Annotated in this window: 22 protein-coding genes and 4 pseudogenes; 19 read left to right on the forward strand and 7 right to left on the reverse strand. The window is 63.1% G+C overall.

What is annotated here, in order from left to right; genetic code table 11:
- Positions 1 to 3 precede the first annotated feature (3 nt).
- From AC0L14_RS18110 to AC0L14_RS18120, 3 genes are all read right to left on the reverse strand, one after another.
- A complete protein-coding gene (locus AC0L14_RS18110; protein ID WP_192362175.1) occupies positions 4 to 312 on the reverse strand; it encodes a YggT family protein in 309 nt (102 codons plus the stop codon).
- 108 nt (positions 313 to 420) lie between these two features.
- The gene (locus AC0L14_RS18115) at positions 421 to 2,286 is read right to left on the reverse strand and encodes a sodium:solute symporter family protein (protein WP_473750253.1); all 1,866 of its coding nucleotides are present in this window, start codon (positions 2,284 to 2,286) and stop codon (positions 421 to 423) included.
- A 14-nt stretch (positions 2,287 to 2,300) separates the two neighbouring features.
- Positions 2,301 to 2,555 (reverse strand): DUF4212 domain-containing protein, encoded by a 255-nt coding sequence (locus AC0L14_RS18120; protein ID WP_192362171.1) that lies wholly within the window; start codon positions 2,553 to 2,555, stop codon positions 2,301 to 2,303.
- A gap of 284 nt (positions 2,556 to 2,839) precedes the next feature.
- On the opposite strand from AC0L14_RS18120, the gene AC0L14_RS18125 reads away from it, so the two are divergent.
- Positions 2,840 to 3,472 carry a hypothetical protein gene (locus AC0L14_RS18125; RefSeq protein ID WP_473750254.1) on the forward strand — a complete coding sequence of 211 codons (633 nt, stop codon included), beginning with the start codon at positions 2,840 to 2,842 and terminating at the stop codon, positions 3,470 to 3,472.
- Positions 3,473 to 3,478: 6 nt separating this feature from the next.
- Here the strand turns inward: AC0L14_RS18125 and AC0L14_RS18130 are convergent, their stop codons facing one another.
- The gene (locus tag AC0L14_RS18130) at positions 3,479 to 5,629 is read right to left on the reverse strand and encodes a DUF294 nucleotidyltransferase-like domain-containing protein (RefSeq protein WP_473750255.1); all 2,151 of its coding nucleotides are present in this window, start codon (positions 5,627 to 5,629) and stop codon (positions 3,479 to 3,481) included.
- A 229-nt stretch (positions 5,630 to 5,858) separates the two neighbouring features.
- On the opposite strand from AC0L14_RS18130, the gene AC0L14_RS18135 reads away from it, so the two are divergent.
- The 18 genes and pseudogenes from AC0L14_RS18135 (at position 5,859) to AC0L14_RS18220 (ending at position 21,071) form a co-directional block, all read left to right on the forward strand.
- The gene (locus AC0L14_RS18135; RefSeq protein ID WP_473525804.1) at positions 5,859 to 6,251 is read left to right on the forward strand and encodes a hypothetical protein; all 393 of its coding nucleotides are present in this window, start codon (positions 5,859 to 5,861) and stop codon (positions 6,249 to 6,251) included.
- Between the two features lie 203 nt (positions 6,252 to 6,454).
- Positions 6,455 to 6,610 (forward strand): hypothetical protein, encoded by a 156-nt coding sequence (locus AC0L14_RS18140; RefSeq protein WP_473485856.1) that lies wholly within the window; start codon positions 6,455 to 6,457, stop codon positions 6,608 to 6,610.
- A 136-nt stretch (positions 6,611 to 6,746) separates the two neighbouring features.
- The gene (locus tag AC0L14_RS18145; protein WP_473485855.1) at positions 6,747 to 7,715 is read left to right on the forward strand and encodes an LLM class flavin-dependent oxidoreductase; all 969 of its coding nucleotides are present in this window, start codon (positions 6,747 to 6,749) and stop codon (positions 7,713 to 7,715) included.
- 453 nt (positions 7,716 to 8,168) lie between these two features.
- The gene (locus AC0L14_RS18150) at positions 8,169 to 8,903 is read left to right on the forward strand and encodes an ATP-binding cassette domain-containing protein (RefSeq protein ID WP_473750256.1); all 735 of its coding nucleotides are present in this window, start codon (positions 8,169 to 8,171) and stop codon (positions 8,901 to 8,903) included.
- 28 nt (positions 8,904 to 8,931) lie between these two features.
- Positions 8,932 to 9,881 (forward strand): annotated as a pseudogene (exbB, locus tag AC0L14_RS18155) (tonB-system energizer ExbB).
- 15 nt (positions 9,882 to 9,896) lie between these two features.
- Positions 9,897 to 10,354 (forward strand): annotated as a pseudogene (gene exbD, locus AC0L14_RS18160) (TonB system transport protein ExbD).
- Complete coding sequence (locus tag AC0L14_RS18165) at positions 10,354 to 11,343, forward strand: energy transducer TonB family protein (RefSeq protein ID WP_473750257.1); 990 nt, start codon at positions 10,354 to 10,356, stop codon at positions 11,341 to 11,343. Before exbD ends, AC0L14_RS18165 begins: the two are co-directional and overlap by 1 nt.
- A 156-nt stretch (positions 11,344 to 11,499) precedes the next feature.
- On the forward strand, positions 11,500 to 11,832 hold the full coding sequence (locus tag AC0L14_RS18170; protein WP_258121464.1) for an ArsR/SmtB family transcription factor: 333 nt from the start codon (positions 11,500 to 11,502) through the stop codon (positions 11,830 to 11,832).
- Positions 11,833 to 11,848: 16 nt separating this feature from the next.
- On the forward strand, positions 11,849 to 12,355 hold the full coding sequence (locus tag AC0L14_RS18175) for an arsenate reductase ArsC (protein WP_473485851.1): 507 nt from the start codon (positions 11,849 to 11,851) through the stop codon (positions 12,353 to 12,355).
- Between the two features lie 4 nt (positions 12,356 to 12,359).
- Positions 12,360 to 13,049, forward strand: a complete 690-nt coding sequence (locus tag AC0L14_RS18180; protein WP_473486004.1) for an aquaporin — start codon at positions 12,360 to 12,362, stop codon at positions 13,047 to 13,049.
- Complete coding sequence (arsC, locus tag AC0L14_RS18185) at positions 13,046 to 13,465, forward strand: arsenate reductase (glutaredoxin) (protein ID WP_473485850.1); 420 nt, start codon at positions 13,046 to 13,048, stop codon at positions 13,463 to 13,465. Before AC0L14_RS18180 ends, arsC begins: the two co-directional genes overlap by 4 nt.
- A gap of 75 nt (positions 13,466 to 13,540) precedes the next feature.
- Positions 13,541 to 13,861, forward strand: a complete 321-nt coding sequence (locus tag AC0L14_RS18190) for an ArsR/SmtB family transcription factor (protein WP_123148885.1) — start codon at positions 13,541 to 13,543, stop codon at positions 13,859 to 13,861.
- A gap of 50 nt (positions 13,862 to 13,911) precedes the next feature.
- Entirely contained in the window at positions 13,912 to 15,345 is a 1,434-nt protein-coding gene (locus AC0L14_RS18195; RefSeq protein ID WP_473750258.1) for an NAD(P)-binding domain-containing protein, read from the forward strand.
- Positions 15,342 to 16,574: an arsenite efflux MFS transporter ArsK gene (gene arsK / locus AC0L14_RS18200; RefSeq protein ID WP_473750259.1), complete on the forward strand. Its 1,233-nt coding sequence runs from the start codon at positions 15,342 to 15,344 to the stop codon at positions 16,572 to 16,574. Before AC0L14_RS18195 ends, arsK begins: the two co-directional genes overlap by 4 nt.
- A gap of 105 nt (positions 16,575 to 16,679) precedes the next feature.
- The gene (locus AC0L14_RS18205; RefSeq protein ID WP_473525799.1) at positions 16,680 to 18,179 is read left to right on the forward strand and encodes a helicase HerA domain-containing protein; all 1,500 of its coding nucleotides are present in this window, start codon (positions 16,680 to 16,682) and stop codon (positions 18,177 to 18,179) included.
- Between the two features lie 489 nt (positions 18,180 to 18,668).
- Positions 18,669 to 19,799 carry a D-alanyl-D-alanine-carboxypeptidase/endopeptidase AmpH gene (gene ampH / locus AC0L14_RS18210; protein WP_473485846.1) on the forward strand — a complete coding sequence of 377 codons (1,131 nt, stop codon included), beginning with the start codon at positions 18,669 to 18,671 and terminating at the stop codon, positions 19,797 to 19,799.
- 140 nt (positions 19,800 to 19,939) lie between these two features.
- Positions 19,940 to 20,225 (forward strand): annotated as a pseudogene (locus AC0L14_RS18215) (ATP-binding protein); the annotation flags it as partial.
- Positions 20,226 to 20,636: 411 nt separating this feature from the next.
- Positions 20,637 to 21,071: pseudogene (locus tag AC0L14_RS18220) on the forward strand (EamA family transporter).
- A gap of 43 nt (positions 21,072 to 21,114) precedes the next feature.
- On the opposite strand, the gene AC0L14_RS18225 reads toward AC0L14_RS18220, so the two are convergent.
- The 3 genes from AC0L14_RS18225 to AC0L14_RS18235 all read right to left on the reverse strand — a co-directional run bounded on the left by AC0L14_RS18225 (position 21,115) and on the right by AC0L14_RS18235 (position 25,551).
- On the reverse strand, positions 21,115 to 21,792 hold the full coding sequence (locus tag AC0L14_RS18225) for a methyltransferase family protein (protein ID WP_244602857.1): 678 nt from the start codon (positions 21,790 to 21,792) through the stop codon (positions 21,115 to 21,117).
- Positions 21,793 to 21,977: 185 nt separating this feature from the next.
- Entirely contained in the window at positions 21,978 to 23,999 is a 2,022-nt protein-coding gene (locus AC0L14_RS18230) for a hypothetical protein (protein ID WP_473525797.1), read from the reverse strand.
- A gap of 373 nt (positions 24,000 to 24,372) precedes the next feature.
- Entirely contained in the window at positions 24,373 to 25,551 is a 1,179-nt protein-coding gene (locus tag AC0L14_RS18235; RefSeq protein ID WP_473485844.1) for a hypothetical protein, read from the reverse strand.
- Positions 25,552 to 25,565 lie beyond the last annotated feature (14 nt).

The following is a 25,565-nucleotide window of genomic DNA, read 5'->3' on the forward strand; positions in this document are numbered from 1 at the left end:
GCCTCAACCCCCCTGTGAAGCCATCGGCGCAATGCCGACATTGATCAGCAAGACGAGATAGCCGATGCGCAAGGCCATGAGCCAGAGCACGCTGAAAACGATCACCACCGGCTGGGTCAGGATCGACGGCGTGATGGTCCGCACGATCCGCAGGAACGGGTCCGTGACGGTCTTAAAGAAGCGCCAGATGTAGTTGTCCCAACTTTCGGGCACGAAGAGGCCGAGCAGGAGACGCCCCATCAGCGTGTACATCACTGCGGCAAGGATGAAATTTGGTATGTGGAAATACCAATAGGACCAGAAGTCGTTCATGTGGGCTTTTCCAAGCAGCGGTGGCGCCGCGTTATGCCAGCGACGCCCCCGAAATGAAAGCGGGGTCCGTCGCCGGACCCCGCTTCGAGCGCCGATCGCTATGCGCGATCAGGCAGTCTTTTCTTCCATCATCTGCTTGCCGCGCGGTACACGGATTTCCTCGATGAAATCCTGCATAGCCCGGGATGGTGCCTTGGTGAGAAGGCTGACGATGATCATCACGGCAAAGCCCACCGGCAGACCAAAGGCCGCCGACGAAATGTTCTTCACGCCCCACCACAGTTCCATATTCGGCGTCGCCTTGTCGAAGTCGGCGCCATACTGCGTCATGACAAGGTAGAAGATGGTGATGCCGAAGCCTGCGATCATGCCGGCGACAGCGCCCGCCGAGTTGGCGCGCTTCCACCAGACGCCGAGCACCAGCGCCGGGAACAGCCCGCCGGCGGCAAGAGAGAAGGCCCACGACACCATCGACAGGATGTCCGACGGCTTGGTCGATGCGACGTAGGCGGCCAGCACGGCGACCATAACCAGCAAGATGCGGGACACGATCAGGCGCCGCGACGTAGGCGCATTCTGGTCGATCATCTTGTAGTAGATGTCATGGCTGAGCGCGTTGGCGATGGCCAGCAGCAAGCCGTCCGCCGTCGACAGCGCGGCGGCAAGACCGCCGGCGGCGACGAGGCCCGAGATGACGTAGGGCATGCCGGCCATTTCCGGCGTGGCCAGCACGATCATGTCGGCGTTGAGGTTGATGTCGGCAAACGAAAGTGCCGTCACGCCCTTTTCGGCGCAGGCCGCGACGATCGCTGCGGTGTCTGTCGCCGCCTTGCCGCAGATCTGCACGAGCGTATTGTCGGCAGCGGCCCAGCGCATCATCCATCCGGCTTTCTCGGCGATGTTTTCGGGCGTCAGACCCGACGCCACCAGGTCGAGCATCGTCCACTTGGCGAATGCCGCATAGGCGGGCGCGGTGAAGTAGAGGATGAAGATGAACAGCAGCGACCAAGCGACCGAAACACGCGCTTCACGCACCGACGGGGTGGTGAAGTAGCGCATCAGGACGTGCGGCAATGACGCCGTTCCGACCATCAGGCAGAGGATGAGCAGGAAGTAGTTCTTGGCATCATAGCCGCCATGCACGAACGGCGTGATGTGATGCACGGTGATGCCCTGCGCCGTCTCAAGCGCGGTGATGTTCGCCAGCGCCTGGCCTTGCATCAATTGTGGGATCGGCACGCCGGTTTTCACCGTCGACATCCAGATGACAGGGATGAGATAGGCGATGATCAGCACGATGTACTGGGCGACCTGCGTCCAGGTGACGGCGCGCATGCCGCCCAGCATGGAGCACACCAGGATGCCGGCAAGACCGACATAGACCGCGACGTTGAAGTCGATGCCAAGGAAGCGAGCCGAGATCAGCCCGGTGCCGAAAATCTGCGCGACCACATAGGTAAACGAGCAGGAGAACAGAACGATCACGCCGATGAAGCGGGCAAGATTGCCGCCGTAGCGCGCCGACAGGAAGTCGGGGACGGTGTAGGCGCCGAACTTGCGCAGATAGGGCGCAACGAGGATGGCCACGAGCACGTAGCCGCCGGTCCAGCCGAGCACGAATCCGAGACCATCATAGCCGAGCAGATAGAGCGAGCCGGCCATGCCGATGAAGGAGGCCGCTGACATCCAGTCGGCGCCGGTCGCCATGCCGTTGTAGAGCGCCGGTACGCGACGCCCGGCGACGTAATATTCGCCGACGTGCATGGTGCGGCTCAGGACGCCGATCACCGCGTAGATGACGATGGTAAAGCCCATGAACAGGTAGCCGATGACAACATTTTCGACGCCCATGGCGCTCAAGATGGCCATCAGGATGATGAAGGCTATGAAGCCGCCGGTGTAGATGCCGTAGATGCGGCCGAGATTGGAGGTGAAGTCGCTTCCGCCTGCGGTGGTAGATGTCGTGTTAGCCATTGACGTTCCCCCGATCAATCTTCATGGACGCCGTGCTCTTCGTCGATCGCGTTCTGGCGCCGTGCGAACCAGAACAGCATGACGACGAAGGCGATGAGCGAACCCTGAGCGGCCATGTAGAAGCCGAGCGGAAAGCCAAAAATGACGATGGTGTTGAGTTGCTCCACGAACATGTGGATGACGTAACCGAAGAATACCCACAGGCCCAGCATGGTGAACATGAGGCCCTTGGTCTTGTTCCAATAACTTACGCGGTCTGGCGTCGCCATAGCTTGAACCCTCCCTTGGTTGGCAGCTTGCGAACCGTCTCGACCGCAAGGCGCCGTTTAACGCTTGCCTCTTCCGCTGCCGCGGAAGCCCTCCGGCATATGTCGCGGCCAAGTATAGAATCAGTCGACCGTAACTTTGTAGGGGTATCACTTTTTGTCGCTGCTGTTCATACGACTTTAGAATCGGTGAGAGGATTGGAGAATCGGCATGAGGACTGGCGGTGCGGCGTGGTGGAGGCTAAACGGTCAACGTCGGTTGGGAACAAAACCGAAGGGAGAGCGCCATGGGCCTGCTGAACGACCTGTTGCCCGAGTTCCTGCGCAAGCCGCAGCCGATCGTCAGCGTCGACGGACTGGCTGACTTCATGGATTCGCGTGCCGCCTTCCTGGCGCAGAAGAGCATCGTCGAGTTCTGCCGCGTCAGGGCAGGGGTCTACTGGCAGAAGCTGTTCAGCGAGAAGGAGTTCCAGGCGGCGCTCAACCATTCACGCTGGCGCGCCTACCCTGCGTGCTACGCCATGGTGGCGGAAATGGTGGAGGGTGCGCTGCGCGAACCTGCCGGCTTGCGCCAGCGAGGCCTGCCAGCGGCGCTGGAAAAAGTCGCTTTGGCAAGCTTCTCCAAATATACCGTTCCGGAGGGCTCGCCCCCCACTTTCTGGGAGGACGCCGCCGAGCTCACACGTCAGCGCCTCGCCGCCACCCAGATCGGCCCGCCGCGCCCGGTGCGCGAGATCCCCGAGCCGCTGGCGCGAACGGTTTTCGAGATGGTCCCGATCCACCCCAATCTGCTGACCAACGACTACGACTATATCTTCAACTTCCTGAGAATGAATCTGCTGCGCGCGCATGAGGATTTCCTGGTGCAGGCCGATCTCAGCGCCCTCGTCGATGAACTGTTTGGCGCCGCGCGCATCTGAGTTTGTTTACTGTCCGAGCGTCGCCGGCGATGCGAACATCAGGTCCCGCACCAGGTCGGGTGCCGACTGAAGGCGCTTGATGAGGCCCTTGAGCTGTGCCTGCTGCTCGCGCGCCAGCGCATTGATCTCGACGCGGTTGGATACCGATATACCGGCGTAGATGTCATGCGTCTGCTGAGCGAGCAGCAAGCCGACCAGCATGGCGTGGCCGGCCAGCATCGCCTTCATGTCGGGCTCGCCGCCAATATCCAGCGCGATCAGTTGCTCGAGCCGGGCACGCGTGCTCCGCTCGCGGATGCCGTGGCGAATTGCAAGAGTGCGTGCGGTCGCGACGATCGGAAAAAGGCCATGCGCTTTGATGTCCAACCGGCCGTTTTCAAGTTGAAAGCCGCCAAAGACAGTGAAGGGATTGCCGGTGGTCATCTGCTCGCCGAGAAGCTTCGCGAATACCGGCTCGGAGTGGCCACGCTCATACGCATATTCGATAAACTGCGCGGCCAGCGTGGTGTCGCCGTGCACCGGCCGCAGATCGTAGACGATATCGACGTTGAGCAGATCCTCCGGCCGCAGGCGGCGAACCCAATCCTCGACGCGCCGCTTCCAGGTGGAGAGGCTTCCGCGGAATGCGGCATTCGAGGCCATTACACCGCCTTTGCAATACGGCACGCCTGAGATGTCGAGCATATCGGCGAGTTTGGCGCCGAGATTTTTGAACCAGCGGTCTTCGAGCCCATCCGGTTCGCCGTCTGCAAAGACGATGGCGTTGTCCTGGTCCGGGGCCATCAGGCTTTCGCCACGGCCGCCCGAGCCGAGCACGAGCACGGCATAGGCGCAGGGCGGCGGGCCGTGGCCTTCGATCTGCATTTGTTGTTCGGCAAGCACGGCGGCGCGACGGGTAAGCGAGCAAAGTTCGTCGCTGATGATTTCCGCCACCACACGCGGGTCGATTTCCTCGCCGATGAGCGAACGTACCACGCCCGGCAGCATCGACCAGGTGGCCGCCAGTTCGGCGGCGTCCCTGGCATGTTCGATGTTGTCGTCGAGATCGATGGCCGCGGCAGCTCGGAGCCTGAGCAGGTCACGCGCCGAAAGCACGCCGACCAGCATGCCCCCATCGTCGCGGACAGCGAGGTGGCGGACTTTCAGTCGATCCATGCGGCCGATCGCCCGATAGGCGAAGGCGGCGGCGCGGATGCTTATCAGCGGTCGCGTTGCGATGCTTCCGACCGGCATGTCAAAAGCCCGCTCGGCGTCGGACGATATGCGGCGCATCAGGTCACGCTCGGTAACGATGCCATACTCCTCGATCGGTTGATCCGGCGTTCCACGGTCGGACACCAGGACCGAGCTGATCTTGCGCTTCACCATGAGGTCGATGACCTGCCTGGTCGGTTTGGTCGACTTGACCACGACTGGCGGGCCGCTCATGAGGCTGCCGACGCGATGGCGATAGGCATAGGGATCAACCGGCTGAAACGCGGGAGCCTGGGGTCGCGACACCGGCTCGGCCCAGCCGGCGCGATGGCCGGCTTCGAGAGCGTCCGAAAGAGCAAGGCAGGCGACCTCGGCCTCTCCGAGTGTTCGGATGTTGCGCTTGCGCAATTCCGGAATCAACGCGGCAAAGATGTCTCCCGCCGCGATCGCATCGCCCAGGGCCGAATGGCGGCCAGCTATCTCCAGGCGAAGCCAGGCGGCGATCGTTTCCAGCGAATGATCTGCCAGATTGGGATTTGCTATGGTTGCAAGAAGCCGGACGCACAGCGCCCGAGGCTTTTTCCAGGGCAAGCGGGCGCGTCGGCATTCGCGCTCCAAGACCGCCAGGTCGAAGCCGATCGAGTGTCCGACGAGGATGCGGTCGCCGACGAACTCCTGGAATTGCCCCCATGCATCAGGGAAGCTCCCGGCTCCGTCAACATCGGTATCGGTGATGCCGTGGACAAGCGAGGCCTCGGACGAGATTGCTTCGCCAGGATCGATGAGGAGATCGAGCTGAGGTTTCCGGACGACCTTGCCATGCGCGATGCCGATCGCACCAATCTGGACCACGCGTGCCCTTGTGGCGTCTGGCCCGGTTGTTTCGGTGTCGACGGCGGCAGCCGCAATCGCTATCAGCGGTGTCGCGCCGGTCGCCGGCTTCAATTTCGTCCCTTTTGACATAGCTGATAGGCTTCCTCTGCCGGATGTCCCGGCTTGCCGAAACAGCGCTCTGTCGATGCCGGAAAGGTTCGATCCTGCTTGCCCTGCAGCATAGAGCGCGCCGCCGGGCCGCGTCGATGGCCGAATTCAGGCGATGGCACACCCGTCCAGGCGGCACATTCGCCTTAAAGTGATTTGATACGGTCGAAGCGCTCGCACATTGTCGGCGAGTTTGTTGCCGAGGCGGCCGATGGATGAGATCAGACGGGTTGCTGTGGGATGCATCGGGCGCGCCGTAATGTTCGGATCGCTTGCCATCGGCTGTGTCATGGTCGGCTTCTCCTTCAACCCGGTGTCAGCATTCCGTTCCGGCGCGTTCCTCACGCTGACTATGGTTTTGGCACTGATGTGGAAAGCCACGACCGCAGGCAGCAAGAATCCCAAACACACCGAAGTCTGGCTCTACCTCGATGAGAAATCGCGCCCAGCCGATGGCCCGGCGCGACGGGTGTTTGGCACCATCATCTGCGATGTTTACAAACTCTACGCCCGGATCGCGCTCGGCGTAGCGGTTGGATTCTTCCTGGTGTCGCTGGTGCTGATGCTGTTCGGTCTGGAAGCTTACAGGCCGCCCAGCAAATAGCACGCCGCCCCGGCCCGTGTCCCTGCGCCTGCATGGGCCCGGCGTTTTTGCCATCGGGCCGATCGGGCTCGGGAGCGCCGCGCTAAGCAGCAAACAAACCAAATTGCCTTCTGATTTGAGAAAAACATTCCAAGGATCGCTGGAAAATAGCACTCGACAAAGTCTACTGATTTTATAGAGTAACTGCCGAGACGGAGATCGATATGTCCTATTTCCAGAACGCCCGGACCGCCCGCAAAGACCAAAGACTCGGTTCTGACCAGACTTGGCGGCCGGCCTATGAGGGCGCCTTTGCCTATCTCGTCTTTGCCCTTGCGTTCGTGTTCACCGGGGCAGTCGTCCTGGGCCTTATCCCCTGATCATGGAGCGCCCGAGTCATCGGGTCCTGACTTACAGGGATAGCGATCTGCCGTTGCGCAATATCGGAGTTGAATGAACCCAGTGCCGGTGCGCTTTCGCGCGTGCCCCTGACCCAACGTGATGGAGGAGATGGCAATGCCGATCGAGTTCACGCATGTTCCCGGCAAAACTCACCCTGCCGATTCAACCGTGCCGTTTTTCTACGATTTCGCGGAAACCGCGACAAAGCTGTTGCTGATCGAGGACATCGGTTTTCAGAAGATCGTCGTCGACGATCCGGCCGGGCTGCTGACCAATATGGATATTGCCGCCCGGGCGCTGGACCGCACGTCCTCACTCGAGGTCGTTCTCACGCATTGGGCCGGTGTGATCGAGCCGACGGTGGCGGCACGGCAATTGGCGGCGCTCGACGCAGAAAGCGGCGGGCGGCTGTCGCTCAGGATGCTCAGCGAGCCGCTGAACGACGACGATGCCGAGGCACGGCCGGTCGGCCATACGATCGTCTGGCAGCGGATCGACGAATATCTGGTGCTGCTGAAGCGGCTGTGGTCGAACGATAGGCCGTTCGATCATGAAGGTGCCTTCTACAGCGTCAAGGGCGGCTACGTGCCGCGCAAGGGCCCGCATGGCGCCGACATGACCATCCGCATGGGCGGACAGTCCGGAACGGCCCTCAGGGTCGCCGGGCGGCATGCCGATGTCTTCGAACTGGCGCCGGGTTCGCCCGACGAGATCCGGCAGCTGATAGGGCGGGTGCGCAGTGCCGCCGCCGAGCACGGCCGGGCCGGCAAGCTGCGTTTTGCGCTTCCCGTCCGGATCCGTTCGGAGCACAACGACCCCTGCCAGAAGGCGGTCGAAATTGCCGGACCGCCGGCACAGGTCGCGTTGTCGCTGCTCCCTTATGCGGCGCTGGGAATCGAGGAATTCATGATCGTCGGTGTCGACAGGCCGCGCGAGATCGCGGCGGCGGGCCGCGAAACGATCGCGCTGCTGCGCAATTCGCTGACGCGCCGCGAGGCCGATGTCCCCCAGCCCGGGGCGTTTGCGTCCCGCGCGATCCGGGAAGCACGCGCCGGCGGAACGGCAGCGACTTGTCAGCGTTGACAGCCCCGCTGAAGTCGAACTTTCCTTCATAGCGGTCGAAACTTCCGGCGCCGAGCTCGATCTCGCGGAGGGTCTCCTCGGTCGGGCGGTAGAGCCCTGGGTGGCGACATCGCCGTCGACCGTCCCAAAGGACGCTTTCGACCCGTTCCTGAATGTTGGTCGGGTCGAGAGTGGTGGTCGCCTCCTGCACGACGCGTGGCCGCCAAGCAGCACCGGCAGCGACAGTGCCGCGATCAGCAGGTTTCGGCGCGCAGTCGTTTCGTCTCGAATTCTTCCGCGACCAAAACCAGTCACCATCTCGGCGCGCTCCCCTTTCGAATTTCGAGGTAAATCCGGCGTCACGACATTTTGTTGACTCAAACAGCCATCTTCATTGTTGACTCGTAAACTCATGTTTCATAGTCAACCGGGCGTCGGAGCCGCAAATCGTATTGCCGAAATCCGGATTTCGAAATGCGCGCGCGAAGCTGGAAAGAGGCCGAGACCGTGGCAGGAACTCATGCCCAGACTGCCTTCCAGGTCGAAGCGGTGCGATTCGCCGTCGGCGAGCGGAACCTGCTCGGTCCTGTTACGCTCGAGCTGCAACGCTCGCGCATCTACGGGCTGATCGTGCACAACGGCTCGGGCAAGTCGACGCTGATCAAGCTCCTGGCGCGCGAGCAGCCGGCAAGCTCGGGAGGCATCACCTTCGCGCGGCGGCCGCAGGCGCAGTGGGGCGCACGCGAACTCGCCCGCGCGCTCGGCCGTTTCGGGCACGAGGGCAGGCGCCATGTCGACGAGGCGCTTGTCCTGACCGATATGGCTGACTTCACCGACCGGCTGGTCGACGAATTGTCCGGCGGCGAGCGCCAGCGCGCATGGCTGGCCATGCTGGTGGCGCAGAATGCCGGCGTCATGCTGCTCGACGAGCCGATCTCGGCGCTCGACATCGCCCATCAGGTCGAGGTGCTGGGACTGGTGAGGGATCTTAGCCGCAAACGCGACCTGTGCGTCGTCGTCGTGCTGCACGATCCCAACATGGCGGCGCGCTACTGCGACGAATTGATCGCACTGAAGGACGGCAGGCTGCTGACGCGCGGCACGCCGGACCAGATCATGCAGGGCGAGGTGCTTAGAGGAATTTTCGGTGTCGAGATGGGCGTGTTTGCGCACCCCGTCACCGGCCAGCCCATCGGCTATGTGCAATGAGGCCACTGTGAGAATAAGGAAGAAGCCCTTGTCCAGACATGGTTTGTTCGCGGCGTTGCTCGCATCCGTCATCCTGTCGGCCGGCGGCACTGCCGCCCAGGAGCAATCGGCCGCGGCCCCGGCGATCGAGGCGCCGGCTCCGGCGCCTGGGCAGGCTGCGCCAGACGCCGCCGTGCCACCGGCGACCCAGCCCGGCGTGCCCGCGCCCCCAGAGGCCACGCCTACCGTGACCACGCCTGTCGAGACGGGGCCTTCGACGGCAACCTCCCTGACCCTGCCGCGCGACCTGTCGCCATGGGGCATGTTCATGGCGGCCGACATCGTCGTGAAAGCGGTGATGATCGGGCTGGCCTTTGCGTCCTTCGTCACCTGGACGATATGGCTGGCCAAATCGCTGGAGATCCTTGGCGGCAAGCTGCGTGCCCGCCGCGCGGCACAAGCGATCGGCAATGCCGCGACGTTGAACCAGGCCGGCCGCGCGCTTGGCCATAATAACGGTCCTGGCGCCCTGCTGGTGCGCGCAGCCGAAGAAGAGACAGCGCTTTCGGCCGGCTCGCTCGACCATGTGTCCGGCGACGGGCTGAAGGAACGGGTCACCTCGCGCCTGTCGCGCATCGAGGCGGCGGCGGCGCGGCGCATGTCGCGCGGCACTGGCGTCTTGGCGACGATCGGTTCGACCGCGCCCTTCGTCGGCCTTTTCGGCACCGTCTGGGGCATATGAACGCCTTCATCGGCATCTCGCAGGCGCAGACCACCAATCTCGCCGTCGTTGCCCCGGGCATTGCGGAAGCCTTGCTGGCCACCGCGATGGGCCTTGTCGCGGCGATCCCGGCGGTGGTCATCTACAATGTCTTCGCGCGATCGATAGCCGGCTACAGGCAGATCCTCGCCGACGCGTCGGCAGGGGTCGAACGGCTGGTCAGCCGGGATCTGGATTTCCGCACGGTCGCGCCGGCAAAGCAGATGGCCGCGGAATGAACACGGAGCGACGCCATGGCGGCTAGAATTCGAGAGAACATCGACGGCGATCTCGAGGAAAACCACGAGATCAACGTCGCGCCGTTCATTGATGTGATCTTGGTCCTGCTGATCATCTTCATGGTCGCGGCGCCGCTGGCGACGGTGGACGTCAATGTCGACCTGCCGGGCTCGACCGCAACGCCGTCTCCCCGGCCGGAGACGCCGTGTTCCTGACGCTGAAAGATGATCTCGGCCTGGCAATCGGCAACGACACCGTGCCGCGCGAAGCCTTCGCCGCCGCGCTGGTCGGCAGGACAAAAGGCGACAGGCAGACGCGCATCTTCCTGCGCGCCGACAAGGCGGTCGGCTATGGCGAGCTGATGGAGGTGATGAACCTTTTGCGGGGCGCCGGCTATCTGAAGATCGCGCTGGTCGGCCTCGAGACCGCGCCCGGCGATGCCGCGGCACCGCAAGTCGGAACGGGCCAATAATGTCGCCGTCGGCCGCCCTGCCGATGGCCGATCAGCGGCGTTTCGGCGTGCGCGAGATTGCCTGGTGGGCGGGCCCGGCTGCACTGGTTCTCGTGGCGCATGCCGCGATCGGCTATGCGATGCAGAGCTGGCGCCCGGCCGAGCCCGATGGCGGGCCGCCGCAGGCGCAGGTGATCGAGTTGGCGCCAATGGCGTTCACGCCGGCCATGCCGGCCCCGCTGACGGAGGAGATAGCGCCCGATCAGCCGGATCCGGTCGACGAGCCCGAGACAGTCGAAACGGAGCCTCCGCCCGAACCGTCCGTCGAGCGGGCAGAGCCGGTCACCGAGCCGTCGGAAGCCGCTCCGGCCGACACAGTCGAGCCCACCCCGCCGACCGTGGCGGAACGGGTCGACCAGCCGCCGCTCGAGGAGGTCGTGCCCGATGTTGCCGAGGCCGTCACGCCGGAAGTGGTCATCCTGCTGCCGCAGCCGAAACCGGTCGAGATACCCGTCGAGGCCAAGCCAAAGAAGCAGGCAAAGGCCAAGGTGAAGGAGCCGGCTGAGGTCAAAGCCAAGGAGCCGGTCGAAGAGGCCAAAAAGCGTCCGAAAAAGGAGAAAGCCGCACCTCCGCCGAAGAAGACAGTCACCGCCAGTGTCGCTGCGAATCCCGCAGCCAGGGCGGCCGCGCCGAAATCGGCCAAAGCGGCGGCTGCAAAACGCGGCAACTCGCCCAGATGGGACTCTCAATTGCGTGCGTGGATAAGGCGGCACACCGACTATCCGAGGGCCGCGAAGGCCCGGCGCGTGGAAGGTAGTCCGAGCGTGACCTTCACCGTCGACGCGTCCGGCCGGGTCCTATCCGCCCGGCTGGCTCGTTCCTCCGGCGATCCAGACCTCGATAGCGCGGCGCTTAGCACATTGCAGGGTGCCTCAGTGCCCAAGCCGCCGCCGGAACTCGGCTCCCGCATAACCCGCACCGCGCCGTTCACGTTCGCCCTGCGTAATTAGGCGACGCGACCGAGGACCAGGTCCTTCCGATTTCGTAGTCGCCTTTGCAGGGCGCGGACCATTGCAGCCAGCATCCAGCGATAATCTCGACTATCCGTCGTCATGTGTCTGTCATATGCCGGCCATATACATCCATAATTCCGGATTCTAGGATGCATGGATAAGAACACCGCTCTTCTCGCATTGGCAGCGCTTGGCCAGGACACCAGGCTCGAGGTGTTTCGCCTGCTGGTGCGGGCGGGCGCAGACGGTGTGCCTGCCGGCGAGATCGCCGCGCGCCTCGGTACGGTGCAGAACACCATGTCGGCGCATCTGAAGGTTCTCGATCATGCCGGTCTCGTCCGCGCCGAGCGCGACGGCCGGACGATCCGCTACGTCGCCGACATGACCGGTTTTCGCGATCTGCTTGCCTATCTCATGGAGGATTGCTGCAACGGCGCGCCGGAACTCTGCCAGCCGGTCATTCAGGCCGTGACTTGCAACTGTTAGAAGGGAGGACCGCCCCATGAATGACCCATACAACGTGCTTTTTCTCTGCACCGGCAATTCGGCACGGTCGATCCTTGCCGAAGCGATCCTCAACCGTGTCGGTGCCGGCAAGTTCAGGGCCTATTCGGCCGGATCGCACCCGAAGGGAGAAGTCCATCCCTACGCACTCCAGCTTTTGAAAACCCTCAACCACGACACGTCCTTCGCCCGTTCGAAGGACTGGCAGGAATTCGCGGCTGCCGGCGCCCCGGAGATGAATTTCGTTTTCACCGTGTGCGACAACGCGGCCAATGAATCCTGCCCGGTCTGGCCGGGACAGCCGATGACGGCGCATTGGGGCGTGCCCGACCCGGCCGCCGTGGACGGCACGAACGCCGAAAAGCACCTGGCCTTTGCCGAAGCCTACCGCATGCTCAACAATCGGATCTCGATCTTCGTCAGCCTGCCGATGAACACGATCGACAAGCTCGCCCTGCAGAAACGGCTGGATGAAATCGGCCGCGATCTACCGAAGGCCGGCTGACCTCATGGCGGCAGACATTCCCCGTCGCATCGTCGCCGAAGCGCTCGGCACGGCAATGCTCGTCGCGACGGTCGTCGGGTCCGGCATCATGGCAGATCGTCTGACGGACGACGTGGGTCTCTCCCTGCTCGGCAACACGTTGCCGACTGGAGCGATTTTGGTGGTGCTGATCACCATACTCGGTCCGATTTCCGGGGCGCATTTCAATCCGGCGGTGACGCTGGTTTTTGCCCTCAGGCGGGAAATCGAAGCGAACGCTGCACTGGCCTATGTGATCGCCCAGATTGTCGGCGGCGTCGCCGGGACGCTGATGGCGCACGCCATGTTCGAACTGCCGATTCTCCAGATCTCGCAAACCGTGCGGACCGGAAACGGACAATGGATTGCGGAGTTGGTGGCGGCCTTCGGCCTGGTCTTCACCATTCTCGCCGGCCTTCGCTTCCGTTCGGATGCGATTCCATGGCTGGTCGGCCTCTACATCACCGCGGCCTATTGGTTCACGGCTTCGACGTCCTTCGCCAATCCAGCGGTCGCGGTCGCCCGCGCTCTTTCCAACACCTTCGCGGGCATCCGGCCGATGGACCTGCCGGCGTTCATCCTCGCCGAGCTCCTGGGGGCGCTGCTTGCCATGGCCTTGGCAGGATGGCTGCTCAGCGAGCCCAAACCAGTCAGACAGATGAGAGCCGCGAAATGACCATCACCATCTATCACAATCCCGACTGCGGCACCTCGCGCAACACGCTCGCCATCATCAGGCAGTCCGGCGAAGAGCCTGATGTGATCGAGTATCTGAAAAACCCGCCGTCGCGCGAACGGCTGGTCGAGCTGATCAAGGCGATGGGGATGACACCGCGCGAATTGCTGCGCGAGAAGGGTACGCCGTACGCCGAACTCAATCTCGGTGACCCCAAATGGACCGACGACGAGATCGTCGATTTCATGCTGGCGCATCCGATCCTGATCAACCGGCCGATTGTCGTCACACCGCTCGGCACCATGCTTGCACGGCCGTCTGAAGCGGTTCTCGACATCCTGCCCAATCCGGAGATCGGGCCGTTCACCAAGGAAGACGGCGAAGTCGTCATCGACGCATCGGGGCGGCGCGTCTGAAGGTATAATGTAGTTCTTCGATAACCTTGGAAATAGCGCTTGACGACACCCGGCAGCGGGCGCTAGCTTATTTCCATGAAACTCGAACAAGCAGCAAAACAGCTCGAGGCGCTCGGCAATCCGACGCGGCTCAATCTTTATCGTACGCTGGTGAGGGCAGGTGAGGCCGGGCGACCGGTCGGTTATCTGCAGGAAGCCCTCGGCATCGCTGCGTCGACCCTGTCGCATCATCTCCACCGGCTTATCCTGACCGGCCTGGTCACCCAGGAACGCCAGGCAACGACGCTGATTTGCCGTGCCAATTACCCTGTGATGAACGATCTCCTTGGCTTTCTTGCCGATGAATGTTGTGCCGATGCCGCATGCGGCCCGGCTGTCGGCGAGGCGGCTGCTTAACTCTTTTTTGGCCTATATTTCTATAATCCTAGAAACATAGAAGGTGTGCCATGGTTTCTGAAAACGATCTCCCGGTCGCCATCATCGGCGGCGGACCTGTCGGCCTGGCGGCCGCCGCCCAACTTGTCAGCCGCGGCCTTCCGGTCACAGTTTACGAGGCAGGTTCCGCGGTTGGGTCGAACCTTCTGGACTGGGGCCATGTGCGGGTTTTCACGCCGTGGCGCTATTGTGTTGATGCGGTCGCCCGAAAACTTCTCGAGAGCCACGGCTGGCAAATGCCGGAGCCGGAGGCATTCCCCACCGCCAATGAGATCGTCCACCAGTATCTCGCGCCGCTCGCAAAGCTTTCCGAACTGGCGCCGTCGATCGGGACCAGTGCCCGTGTTGTCGCCATTTCCCGGTGGGGGGCCGACAAGGTGTTGAGCAAGGCGCGGCAGACGCGGCCGTTCATGCTTCTGGTCGAAACGGGGAAAGGCACGCGCCGGGACAGCGCTCGTGCCGTCATCGATGCGTCCGGCACTTGGCAGACGCCGAACCCGCTCGGTGCGGGCGGCTTGCCGGCCGAAGGCGAGAGGGAATTTGGCGACCGCATCGCCTACGGCATCCCGGATGTCCTGGGACGCGACCGTCATCTCTATGCAGGCCGCACGACATTGGTGGTGGGCGCCGGCCATTCCGCCGCCAACGCCTTGCTGGAACTGGACAGGCTCGCGCAAACCGAACCGGGCACCTCGGCACTATGGGTGACGCGCAGCACCGATCTTGTCCGCATCTACGGCGGCGGCGATGCCGATGCCCTGCCGGCGCGGGGCGAGCTTGGTTCCGATGTCCGGCAGCTCGCCGAGAGCGGCCGTGTGCGGCTGGTGACCGGCTTTGCCACGGTTGCCATTCGCGAGGTCGACGGCCGGCTGATTGTCGAAGGCCAGACAAAGGACGGGTTGCGCACGCTCGGCCCCGTCGACAGGATCATCGCCGCGACGGGGCAGCGCCCCGATCTCGCCTTGACCCGGGAGCTGCGGCTGGACCTCGATCCGTGGCTCGAAGGAGTTAAGGCGCTCGGACCGCTCATCGATCCAAATGAACACTCCTGCGGCGATGTCCCACCGCATGGTCATCGCGAACTCAGCCACCCCGAGCCCGATTTCTATACGGTCGGCGTCAAAAGCTATGGCCGGGCGCCAACGTTCCTGCTGCTGACCGGCTATGAACAGGTCCGCTCGGTCGCCGCGGCGCTCGCCGGCGACATGGCTGCCGCCGATGCTGTGCAACTGGTGTTGCCCGAGACCGGCGTCTGCACTGTGCCGGCGTCACTTTCAGGCACGTCATCTCAGGGTTGCTGCGGCGGACCCGCGCCGGCTGCTGTCGATGCCTGTTGTGCCGACGATGCAAAGGCAAAGGCGAGCGGCAAGTCTGGGTGCGGCTGCGGCAGCACGCAAGCGATCGCAGCAGTGCGCAGCGGCGATCTCGAGATTGCCGCCCAATGAGCGACCGGAAAATCCCGGCTGCCGCACTCTGGGCGTTGGGGCTGACGCAGATCATCGGCTACGGCACGCTCTATTACAGTTTTAGCATCCTGGTGCCGTCGATCGCGCTAGAGTTCGCCTGGCCGGAACAATGGGTTTTCGGCGCCTTGTCGGCGTCGCTGCTGGTCGGTGGTCTGTTTGCTCCGACAGCCGGGCGCTGGGCCGATCGTTTCGGCGCCGGCCGGGTGATGACCTTTGGCTCGCTTGCGGCCGCAGCAGCGCTTGTCGCTTGCGCGATAGCACCAGGCCGGGTGAGTTTCGTGGCGGCGCTGATGGTGATGGAGCTGGCGTCCACCTTCGTGCTCTACAGCGCCGCTTTCGTCGCGATCGTCCAGATCGGCGGCGCCAAGGCGCAGCGCAGCATCACCCATCTGACGCTGATCGCCGGCTTCGCCTCCACCCTGTTCTGGCCGCTGACGGCGGCACTGCACGAATACCTGACCTGGCGCGAGGTCTATTTGGTCTATGCCGGCATCAATGTCGCCATCTGCCTGCCCATCCATGCCTGGCTGGCGCGGCTGTCGCGTCGGGTGGACAAAAACGCTTCGGCGACAGCTGCTGCCATCGGGTCGGCAGGCGGTCCGGTTGCGTTCACCGCGCGCGACCGCAGCAGAGTGTTTCTGCTCATGCTTGGCGGCTTCGCGGTCGAGGGTTTTGTCCTCTCCTCGATCCTCGTTCACATGGTCCCGCTGACGACGGCGCTCGGGCTTGGCTCCGTCGGGCTTGTCGTAACCACGCTGTTTGGCCCGTCCCAGGTGGCGAGCCGGTTGATCAACATGCTGTTCGGCGGCCGGCTGGCACAGACCTGGCTCGCGGTCATCGGCGCGACATTGCTACCGCTCGGCCTTGTCGCCCTGCTGGGGACCACACCATCGGTGCCTGGCGCCATCGCCTTTGTCATCCTGTTTGGATTGGGCTCGGGCCTCGCCAGCATCGTCGGCGGCACGCTGCCCCTGGAACTGTTCGGACGGGAGCGCTACGGCGCCCGGCTCGGCTGGGTGACGGCCGCGCGTCAGTTTTCTTCAGCGCTTGCGCCGTTTGCCCTAGCCATGGCGATGGCAGGCATCGGCGTCCAGCCATCGCTCTGGTTGACTGCTGCGGTCGGCATGCTCGGAATACTGGCTTTCTCGGCAATCGTCCTGATCAGAAGACAGCCTCTTGCGCCCGTGATGCTTACGTCAGCGAACTGACACCGCGCGCAGCGTCGACCTGTGCGCAACCCCGTGCCGCCGGCCATCGGCGCTCGACGGGCTGTAATGCGGTTGATAAGCCCTCTCCTCAAGGAGAGTCGAGACATGACCGTTGCGATCGAGATGGGCCACACGACCGCGGGCGCCCCGGCGGCACTGGATCTTGAGGAGCTGCTGGCGACCCGCCTTTTGGTGCAGGGCAATTCGGGCTCCGGCAAATCCCATCTGCTGCGCCGGCTGCTGGAGCAGAGTGCGCCCTGGGTGCAGCAGACCATCATCGACCCCGAAGGCGACTTCGTGTCGCTGGGCGACCGTTTCGGCCATCTGGTGATCGATGCCGAGGAGCATACCGAGCGCGGCCTGCAGAGCGCCGGCGAGCGGGCGCGCATCCATCGCGTCTCCACGGTGCTCAATCTCGAGGGGCTCGACGCCGAGAACCAGATGCGGCGCGCCGCCGCCTTTCTCGGCGGGCTTTTCGAAGTCGCCCGCGACCACTGGTATCCGATGCTGGTGGTGGTGGACGAGGCGCAGCTGTTCGCGCCGGCAGTGGCGGGCGAGGTCTCGGACGAGGCGCGCAAGCTCTCGCTCGGCGCCATGACCAATTTGATGTGCCGTGGCCGCAAACGCGGCCTGGCCGGCATCATCGCCACCCAGCGACTGGCCAAGCTCGCCAAGAACGTTGCCGCCGAGGCCTCCAATTTCCTCATGGGCCGGACTTTTCTCGACATCGACATGGCGCGCGCCGCCGACCTTCTGGGCATGGAGCGGCGGCAGGCGGAGGCTTTTCGCGACCTGGAGCGTGGGCAATTCATGGCGCTGGGCCCGGCGCTGTCGCGCCGTCCGCTCGGCTTGCGCATCGGCCCGACGGATACAAGTCCGCGCAATGGCACGCCGCGGCTGATGCCGCTGCCGGAAGCGGCACTGGAGGACGCGCGCGCCATCATCCTGGCAGCCCCGCCGCCGGAAACTGTCCGGCCGCAGCGCCGGTCGTCGCCGGACCTGCTCGATCAGCTGATGGCGGCGAAGTCGGCGGCGCTGGAAATCCGCCCCGAACCGGTGGAGCCGCCGATCAGTGCCGAGGATCTGGCGGAGCGGCGTGAGCGCGTCGACCGCGTGCTGCGCGCCGTGCTGGCGCAGCCCGATGCGGGGTTCCGTGTCATCGGCGTGCTCTATCAGGAGTTCGTGGTCCGCTGCCGCATAGAAGGCCTCGCCTCGGTCGTGCCGGATCTGCCCGAATTCCGCCGCATGCTGACACGCGCCCGCGCCGGCCTCGGCTCCGATATGGCAGGCGATGACGCGTGGCAGGATGTCTCGGTGCGCGCCTCCCTTCTGCCCGAGGATATGCAGGGCGTGTTCATGATGATCGCCCGCGCGGCCAAGGAAGGCTGGCCCTGCCCGAGCGACGCGGCGATTGCCCGCGCCTACGGCTCGCACTCGCTGCGCCGCGCCCGGCGCCTGCTGACCTATATCGAGGAGCAGGGCCTGATCGTGTGTCAGCTTGACGGTCTCGGCCGGCGGGTCGTGACGCTCGTCGAATTGGCCTGGGCAACGGCACCCGGCGACCCCAACGTCGAGGAGGCGGAGCAGGGCAGTTTGGCTGTGTGAGGCGGCGGCCGAGCGCGCAAGGGGAATGCCACGCATAAAGTCGAGGTATGGCTAAGCGGCAGGTACAGCGGCGAGTCTTTTTTTGCGCAGATAGGGCCTCGCTGGCCCGCCACAACTCTTCTGCCCGGTCTTCATCATACGACGACGATTGGCGCGACGCAGATCCGCCTATTGTAAGTTGTTCGACGCTACAGCACTCCCTCCTGCCGACGGCGCTTTACATATCTTCTAAATTACCCGCGCGTCGGTTTGCCAATGAAGAGATCAGCCCCGATCAACTGACGAAGGATAAGAAATACGGCAGGACTGTAGCGCAAATAGCCGCCGAAACTACGGCTACCGCCGCCGATTACCCCCTCGGTTCGTTCTGTTGACATCTCCTGCTTCTGGAGAGATGGTAAGATACTACGCGGCGGCTCTTTTCCGAAGATTTATTCTGCAGCTTCATCAAAGGATTTGGCAATGCGTTTGTCTCGATCGCGCCGACTTATGGCCATCGCTTTGACGGCAATCGCAGCCGTCACCCTTCCCTCTTATGGACATGCCGAGGACAAGCTGCTGACGGAAGCGGTGCAGTTCAACGGTACAATCCTGTATCTCTCCACCGAGGTGCCTGGCCTGATCTTCGGCGCGGTGCGCAACGGCGAGACGGCCTTGGCCGGTTTCGGCAAGATTGCCGACGGGAGTGAAAAGGTGCCCAACGGCGACACAATGTTCCGCATCGCGTCCGTGAGCAAAGTGTTCTGCGGCAGTGTGCTTTCCTCGCTGGCGATCGACGGCAAGGTACAGCTCACCGACCGGCTGCAGGATCGCCTTGGCTGGGACGTCCCGCTCCCTGAGAAAGATGGCCACGCCCTCCGCCTGATCGATCTCGTCGCGCAAGCTTCCGGCCTTCCGCGGGAGGTGCCAGTGGCCGAGGCGCCCCCCTCCGACCCCTTCTCTACGAACACCAAAGAGGCGCAGATTGCCGCCCTCAAGGACAATCCGCTGCTGTTCACGCCGGGTACCGCCGTTCTCTATTCGAACTTCGGATACGACCTCCTTGGAGCGGCGCTCGCGAATGTCTCTGGAAAGCCTTATGCCGAGGTCCTTCGGGAGCGTGTCCTCGATCCCCTCGGCATGAAAGACACGGTTTTCAACCCAAGGCCGGACGACGAGCCGCGCCTGATGCAGGGCCATAACTTCGACGGCAGCCCCATGCCAATCGTGCCGACGAGCACAGCCATGGAATGCGCCGGTGGATTGTACTCGACCGCGGCCGACCTGCTGCGCTGGATGAACTGGCATGTCGACAACAAGCCTTCCGCGGCCGACGCCGAGTTCCGCCTCGTGAACCACGCGGCTTTTTTGTACCGGGACGGGCTCGCGTCGGTGGTGGGGCTGGATGACGGCGGCCCGATGGACGCCATGGGTCTCGGATGGGTCATCATGCTCCCCAACGAGCATCGCCCGCTCATCCTCCAGAAGAGCGGCGGCCTGCAAGGGATGTTTCTCTATGTTGCGATTGCACCGACACGCGGCGTCGGCGCTTTCTTCGTCATGAACGAATTCAATGCCGCCGGCTTCATGGCTGGGGTCAAGACGACGAACGATCTCGTCGCAGAGATCGCTCCACGCTGATTTCCGCGCTGATCGGGGGAACGTGCGCGATGATTAATGCTGTGGAGGGGCCTGACGGACGGCATGTTTCGCGGCAAGGCAAGCGCGACATCGGCTATTTCCGGCCGACCGCTTAGCTATCCCTCCTGAGGACGACCTGCGCCTCGCTGCTGCCCGAGGATATGCAAGGTGTGTTCATGATGATCGCCCGCGCGGCCAAGGAAGGCTGGTCCTGCCCCAGCGACGCGGCGATTGCCCCGCGCCTATGGTTCGCACTCGCTGCGCCGCGCCCGGCGCCTGCTGACCTATATCTAGGAGCAGGGGCTGATCGTATGCCAGCTTGACGGGGTCGGGAGGCGGACAGTGACGCTGGTGGAATTGGCCTGGGCGACGGCGCCGGGGGATCCTAATGCGGAGGAGGTGGCGCAGGGGAGCTTGGCTGTGTGAGGGCTGATGCAGTTTGGGCGAAAGCTGACGTCGCTCAAAAATCAGAAAAGCGCCAAGAGCGGTCATTGTGCTACTCAGACGTCGCGTTTGGGGCCGAGCGGACTGGCAGCTTCAGGCTGCGGATCTTCAAGAGCGGACGTTCATGTCGGCGTGAGCATCGTCATAACCTGACCGAACCGGACCTCTCGGCCGGACTGCACGATGGTCAGCTTAGTGTGGAAAGCTGCCTTCTGTCCCACCCAACGAGCAAGTTGCACCAAAAAAAGCGGGGCTGCGCTCGGCAACATCTTTGCGGGCGAACGTGACAGCCGTAATGATGGGGCGCGTCTTCAACCTCTCGCGACAGCGGCTTACTTGCTTGTCGCGCTGGACGCCGCCGTTCCTGATCGGTACAATTTGTGGGTAAGAAGTGTGAAGTACCTTCTCCTCTCGTGGCAGTCCTGGGCGGTGCTCTCGGCTGCTTCCCCGCTCTGACCGCTATTTTCGCCAAGGTCGGAGTGGAGAACGTTAGCTCGGACTTCGCCACCTTCATCCGTACCATTGTTATTCTGTTAGTCCTTGGGACGATCCTTGCGGCCACCAACAGTTCCAGCCGCTTAGCTCTATTTCGAGCAGGACCTACCTGTCCTCGGCCTGTCGGGGCTTGCTGCAGGTGCGTCGTGGATTTGCTATTTCCGTGCGCTTCAATTGGGAGATGCGGCACGCGTTGCCCCTATCGACAAACTGAGCGTCGTGCTCGTGGCGATGTTCGGAGTGACATTCCTCAAGGAGCACTCGTCGTTGTCGAATTGGGTAGGTGTTATATTGATCGCAACAGGCGCGGTTCTAGTGGGTTCCAAAGGCTAAATGGTAGGCAAGTTGGCGACGGCGGATTGCCTCGACCTTGGGATTAGAATAGCCAGAAATAGGTTGGCAGATAACCAATCACCTGGAGGTATTCGATGCCTTCGATGGCTGGAAAGACCGCGAGAAAATAGAGAGCATCGAAGAATGTGCTTCTTAGCGCTTTCGTGGAGAACGTGTGCTGATGCTCGTCGTGATAAAGCCATAGTTTGGGCCAGAACCGTGGTGTTCTGGCCGCATACGCCTCGTATTTCGGGCCAAACTTTCCCAGAAGAAACGCCTCTTCCTTTCTAGCGGTCATCCCGAAAACCGCGTAGGTGCACACTCCGAGAACGACGGCAACGATGATCGACCCGAACATGAGGCCGATGCCGAATGCTCCAATCATCGAAAACAGATACAGGGGATTGCGAGTGATCGAGTATGGCCCGTTTACCGCCAACTCGGTGTTCTTCCGGCCCCCGACATATAGGATGCTCCACAATCTTCCGAATATGCAGACGAGGATCAGGACAAAGCCTGTCATCTCGATAAGTTCATGAAGGGTCGATGCTTCGTCCCAGCCTGGTCGAGAGAACAACAGCGATCCGATCGCCGCGATGCTCAAGCCCTGGACGACAAGAAGTCTCTTTCGCTGATTGAAAGGTTGCGGGGCAATTGAAGCGGACATCATGGTTCCTTTGACAGAGGCCTTTTTGGCGCTCGCGCCAAGCATCCGGTTCATTTTCGGGAGAGGCGCCGCAAGTTTAGGGCCAATGACCGCGGAGCAAGCGGCGCCGGCCCATGCGGCCCTATTCCTTACTATTAATCAGAACTTCACGCGCCGTGCTGCGCTTGTAGCGCTTGCAGGTGACTCCTTCCAGCCGATGGGCAAGGGCGCGGCCAGGGAGACCGCGCCCCGCCCGCGCGTCAGACGAAGAAGAAATCGGAGGCATTGATCAGCGCGGAGTCGAAATTGGCGATCTCTACGGTTCCCTCCGCGAAGCTCAGCACGGTCGAATGTCCGTCCTGCGTGACGGCGACGTCCTCGAAGCTCTCGACGCCCGTATAGGTCGCGATCTCGATGCGATCGGCGCCGTTCTCGAAGCCCCGGATCAGGTCACTGCCGAAAGGTATCAGGTCGAAGACAAAGACATCCTCGGCGCCGGCCTCGCCAAAGAGGGTATCGTCGTCCGCGCCGCCGGACATCCGCGCACCGTCGCCGCCGGCCTGGAGCCGGTCGTCGCCTTCACCGCCCTTGAGCTCGTCGAAGCCATCGCCGCCGCAGAGCCGGTCGTTACCCTCGCCACCTGCGAGTTCGTCATCGCCCGCATCGCCCTGGATTCTGTCGCGACCCTCGTCGCCATCGATCTCGTCGTCGCCCTCGTCGCCGAACAGCCGGTCGTGCCCCTCCTCGCCGGAGATCTCGTCATCGCCGGCGCCGCCATAGGCACGATCGTTGCCGTCGCCGGCCTCGATCTGGTCGCCGCCGCCGCTACCACGGATCACGTCATTGCCGTCGAGCGCGATGAGCTGATCGTCCTCATCGGTTCCGACGAGCCGATCCGGGCCGTCCGTGCCGACCCGCCGGCTGATGCCGGTTGCTTCAACCAGGGCATTGACTGTCTCGCCGCTGAGCGGCGCATCGCTAACGGCAACGAAAGCATCGTCGAAATCGCCGTCGAAGTCCTCGGTGCTGGCCAGGCCATCCTCGAAGCTCACCACCTCGACCCCGGCGAGGCCGTCGTCGATATCGCTTGCAAGGGCGTTCTCGCCGGCCACCGGGTTCAGGAAGTTGAAGCCGTCGCGGTTGCCGACCGAATGGAACGCCCGGATCGGCAGCAGGTTGCCGTCGGCATCGGTGACGACCGGCGCCACCCGGTCGTAGATGGTGGCCGGGCCAGGCGTGTAGGTCGTCGCGTCGTCGCCGTCGTAAACGTCGGCGACATCGCCCGAGGTGAAGTTGCGGAAGAAGAGGCCGCCGTCTGCGTAGTCCTCGAGCTCGAGGCCGAGTTCCTCGACATCCGGGATGAGGAACAGGCCGAGCGACTGCCCGGCCGCGACTGCCATCGTCGCCTGGGCGCCCGCCTTCACGTCCTCGGTGTCGGCGAAGAGGATGCGCGCCTCGCCAATTTCGCCCGTCGCGGTGTCGAAAGTGTAGGCGCCGATCGCGCCGTTGGTGCTCGCGTCCTCGCTGATGAAGGTGATGGTCTTGGCAGCGCCGTCTCCCGCGAAGGCGAGCTCCGTCGGATCGACGGGGGCGGAAACGTCGACCTCGCGCCTGTTCGTGATCTCGATGACGAGCTCGGGCTCGTCCTCCGGGAACACGACCTCCTCCTCCAACACCAGGCCGATGCCGGGCGCGAAGTACTTGTAGGCGCCCACGCCGGGCTCCAGGCCCGAAGTGTCGAGGATCTTGACGACACCGTGAAAGGAGCCGAAGTCGGTCTCGACGTCGAGGCCTGTCGCGATCACCTTGCCTTCATCCTCCGCCACTCCGGCGTAGAACTCCTGAAAATAGCTGTCGCCCGGCATCGGTGCTGCGCGCATGATCCAGCCCGGCGCGGCGCCGTCGACGCCTGCCTCCCACGATCCGCCGAAGTCGGTCCCGATGAACTCGCCCTCGTCGTTGTAGTTGTAGTTCGTCGCGATCTCGCCCAGATACCAGACATTGCCGTCATCGGCCTGCGCGTACCAGTCGAGCGTGTCCTCGACGAGAACGCCGTCAGCATAGGCCGTATCGCGGACGACGATCGTCTCGACGCCCTCGATGATCTTCGTCTCGAACGTGGCGAAGTGATCGTTGCGCTCCGTCTCCTCCTCGCCGGTCTCGGGATCGATGAGCGCGGCGCCGTAGCTGTTGATGGTGCCGCCGGGCAGCGGAAAGAACGTGTTGTCGATATTCGTGGAATTGCCGAACGTGGCGGCGGCGAAGTCGGGTAAAATGGCCATGGGAATGTCCTCCGAGGTGGATCGCGTCGCGGGCGCGTCCGCGGCCGGACGCTCGCCGCAGTCCCCAGCATGGCTTGGCTCCCGCCTCACGGGAATCCGGCAGGCGTGACGGGTAAAAAGACTCAGCCTTTCAAAGCCCTAGACGGCACATCCTACGGATGTGAGTGCCCTGCCGGCGGCAGTTAGCATGACAGCTTTCCCGGTCACGGACTGCAGTCGAGTATCTCTGAGGGCGTGAAGCCTTGAAGCTGGCCAGCGGCGGACCAAAACGAGGGAGGGCAATTTTGGCGTTCACGGGCTTCTTCAAGGGACGCCTTGGCCATCATGCGTGAACGCAATTGGGGCCCTTATCTCCGTGCCGACGTGCGGCAGTCTACCTGCCGAACTCCACACCTCCGCTGAAATCGAACACCGCACGCACGCTGAGAATGTGAGCGTTTTCGTGATCCGCATTCCGCGCGAACGTATAGGCGGCGGCGAGTTGCCATTTTGATCCAACGAACGGCGTATTGTCGTCGGACGAATATATGACCTCGAAATCAGCTAGGTAATCGCGGGTATCCGGACCTCCGGCGACCAGGTTCGTCTGCTCCGTGTAGGTCGCGATATAGGTTAAGGAGTCTACGTCGAGCGCGGCGGAGCCCGTGACGACCAGGGCATCGTCCTGGCGGCCGTCAAAATGCCGAAGATACGACGTTTCGCCCAGCAGCCTGAGCGTCATTTCGTCCAGTTCGAAACTCTTGGTCGCGGCGGCGAGGTAGGCAAGTTCGTCACCAAGCTTAACGTCGTCTTCGATGTCCTCCTCGGTAGGATGCCCGGCCCTCTGATACCGAAAGCCGAACCTGTAGCCAAATTCGCCGTCCAAATAGCAATCGGCTGTTTCCGAACCTTCGCAGCCATCAAGAGTTACCGAGAACGACGACACGCCCTTTGTGTTGCCCGCGCCGCCATCCGACAGGCTGGCCCGGCCCCGGTTGGTAAAGAGCGACTCGCTGAGGATCGTGCGATCGGTTGTGAATGCAGTCGCTGCCAAAGCATGGTTCAACCCGAGGTTTTCGAAGCGGAGAACAATTTCCCCGCCTAGACGTTCGTCCGCGTCGAAATCCGACACCAGTTCCGTGGCATTGATCCCTGGCGCGACTTCGCTGGCGAGACTGAAGATCGTATCGAATTTTCCGGCCCGCGTGGTAGCGGGACCTGCCTCGATCACGGTATACAGTTCGGCTACGTAGGTGCCAATTCCTTCAAGAACCGTATTCTCGCCGGGCGCCGAGTCCACCACCGGCTCGGTGATGATGGAAGTCTCCAGTTGCAGATAATCCGTCGGCGCGAAAAGCAAATCGGCTGTGAATGTCGGTTGAAGCACGTCGGACGTCAGGAATGACGGATCGGCCGCAAAAATCCAGTCGTTTTGAAGTTCCGTAGATAGTTCGTAACTGACACAGGGCGCCGCGCAGCCCTCGACCAGCTCCGCTACTGGATCTTCGGCCAGTACTGGAGTTGAGAATACAAGCAACCCCAGGCCGGTGAGAACTGAGGCAAGAAAGCGCACGGCCCGTGACCCTG

This window comes from Mesorhizobium sp. WSM4841 (assembly GCF_055811515.1).

Coding starts and splice junctions, on each gene's coding strand:
- AC0L14_RS18110 (WP_192362175.1), bottom strand. CDS start 312: ATGAACGACTTCTGGTCCTATTGGTATTTCCACATACCAAATTTCATC.
- AC0L14_RS18115 (WP_473750253.1), bottom strand. CDS start 2,286: ATGGCTAACACGACATCTACCACCGCAGGCGGAAGCGACTTCACCTCC.
- AC0L14_RS18120 (WP_192362171.1), bottom strand. CDS start 2,555: ATGGCGACGCCAGACCGCGTAAGTTATTGGAACAAGACCAAGGGCCTC.
- AC0L14_RS18125 (WP_473750254.1), top strand. CDS start 2,840: ATGGGCCTGCTGAACGACCTGTTGCCCGAGTTCCTGCGCAAGCCGCAG.
- AC0L14_RS18130 (WP_473750255.1), bottom strand. CDS start 5,629: ATGTCAAAAGGGACGAAATTGAAGCCGGCGACCGGCGCGACACCGCTG.
- AC0L14_RS18135 (WP_473525804.1), top strand. CDS start 5,859: ATGGATGAGATCAGACGGGTTGCTGTGGGATGCATCGGGCGCGCCGTA.
- AC0L14_RS18140 (WP_473485856.1), top strand. CDS start 6,455: ATGTCCTATTTCCAGAACGCCCGGACCGCCCGCAAAGACCAAAGACTC.
- AC0L14_RS18145 (WP_473485855.1), top strand. CDS start 6,747: ATGCCGATCGAGTTCACGCATGTTCCCGGCAAAACTCACCCTGCCGAT.
- AC0L14_RS18150 (WP_473750256.1), top strand. CDS start 8,169: ATGCGCGCGCGAAGCTGGAAAGAGGCCGAGACCGTGGCAGGAACTCAT.
- AC0L14_RS18165 (WP_473750257.1), top strand. CDS start 10,354: ATGTCGCCGTCGGCCGCCCTGCCGATGGCCGATCAGCGGCGTTTCGGC.
- AC0L14_RS18170 (WP_258121464.1), top strand. CDS start 11,500: ATGGATAAGAACACCGCTCTTCTCGCATTGGCAGCGCTTGGCCAGGAC.
- AC0L14_RS18175 (WP_473485851.1), top strand. CDS start 11,849: ATGAATGACCCATACAACGTGCTTTTTCTCTGCACCGGCAATTCGGCA.
- AC0L14_RS18180 (WP_473486004.1), top strand. CDS start 12,360: ATGGCGGCAGACATTCCCCGTCGCATCGTCGCCGAAGCGCTCGGCACG.
- arsC (WP_473485850.1), top strand. CDS start 13,046: ATGACCATCACCATCTATCACAATCCCGACTGCGGCACCTCGCGCAAC.
- AC0L14_RS18190 (WP_123148885.1), top strand. CDS start 13,541: ATGAAACTCGAACAAGCAGCAAAACAGCTCGAGGCGCTCGGCAATCCG.
- AC0L14_RS18195 (WP_473750258.1), top strand. CDS start 13,912: ATGGTTTCTGAAAACGATCTCCCGGTCGCCATCATCGGCGGCGGACCT.
- arsK (WP_473750259.1), top strand. CDS start 15,342: ATGAGCGACCGGAAAATCCCGGCTGCCGCACTCTGGGCGTTGGGGCTG.
- AC0L14_RS18205 (WP_473525799.1), top strand. CDS start 16,680: ATGACCGTTGCGATCGAGATGGGCCACACGACCGCGGGCGCCCCGGCG.
- ampH (WP_473485846.1), top strand. CDS start 18,669: ATGGCCATCGCTTTGACGGCAATCGCAGCCGTCACCCTTCCCTCTTAT.
- AC0L14_RS18225 (WP_244602857.1), bottom strand. CDS start 21,792: ATGAACCGGATGCTTGGCGCGAGCGCCAAAAAGGCCTCTGTCAAAGGA.
- AC0L14_RS18230 (WP_473525797.1), bottom strand. CDS start 23,999: ATGGCCATTTTACCCGACTTCGCCGCCGCCACGTTCGGCAATTCCACG.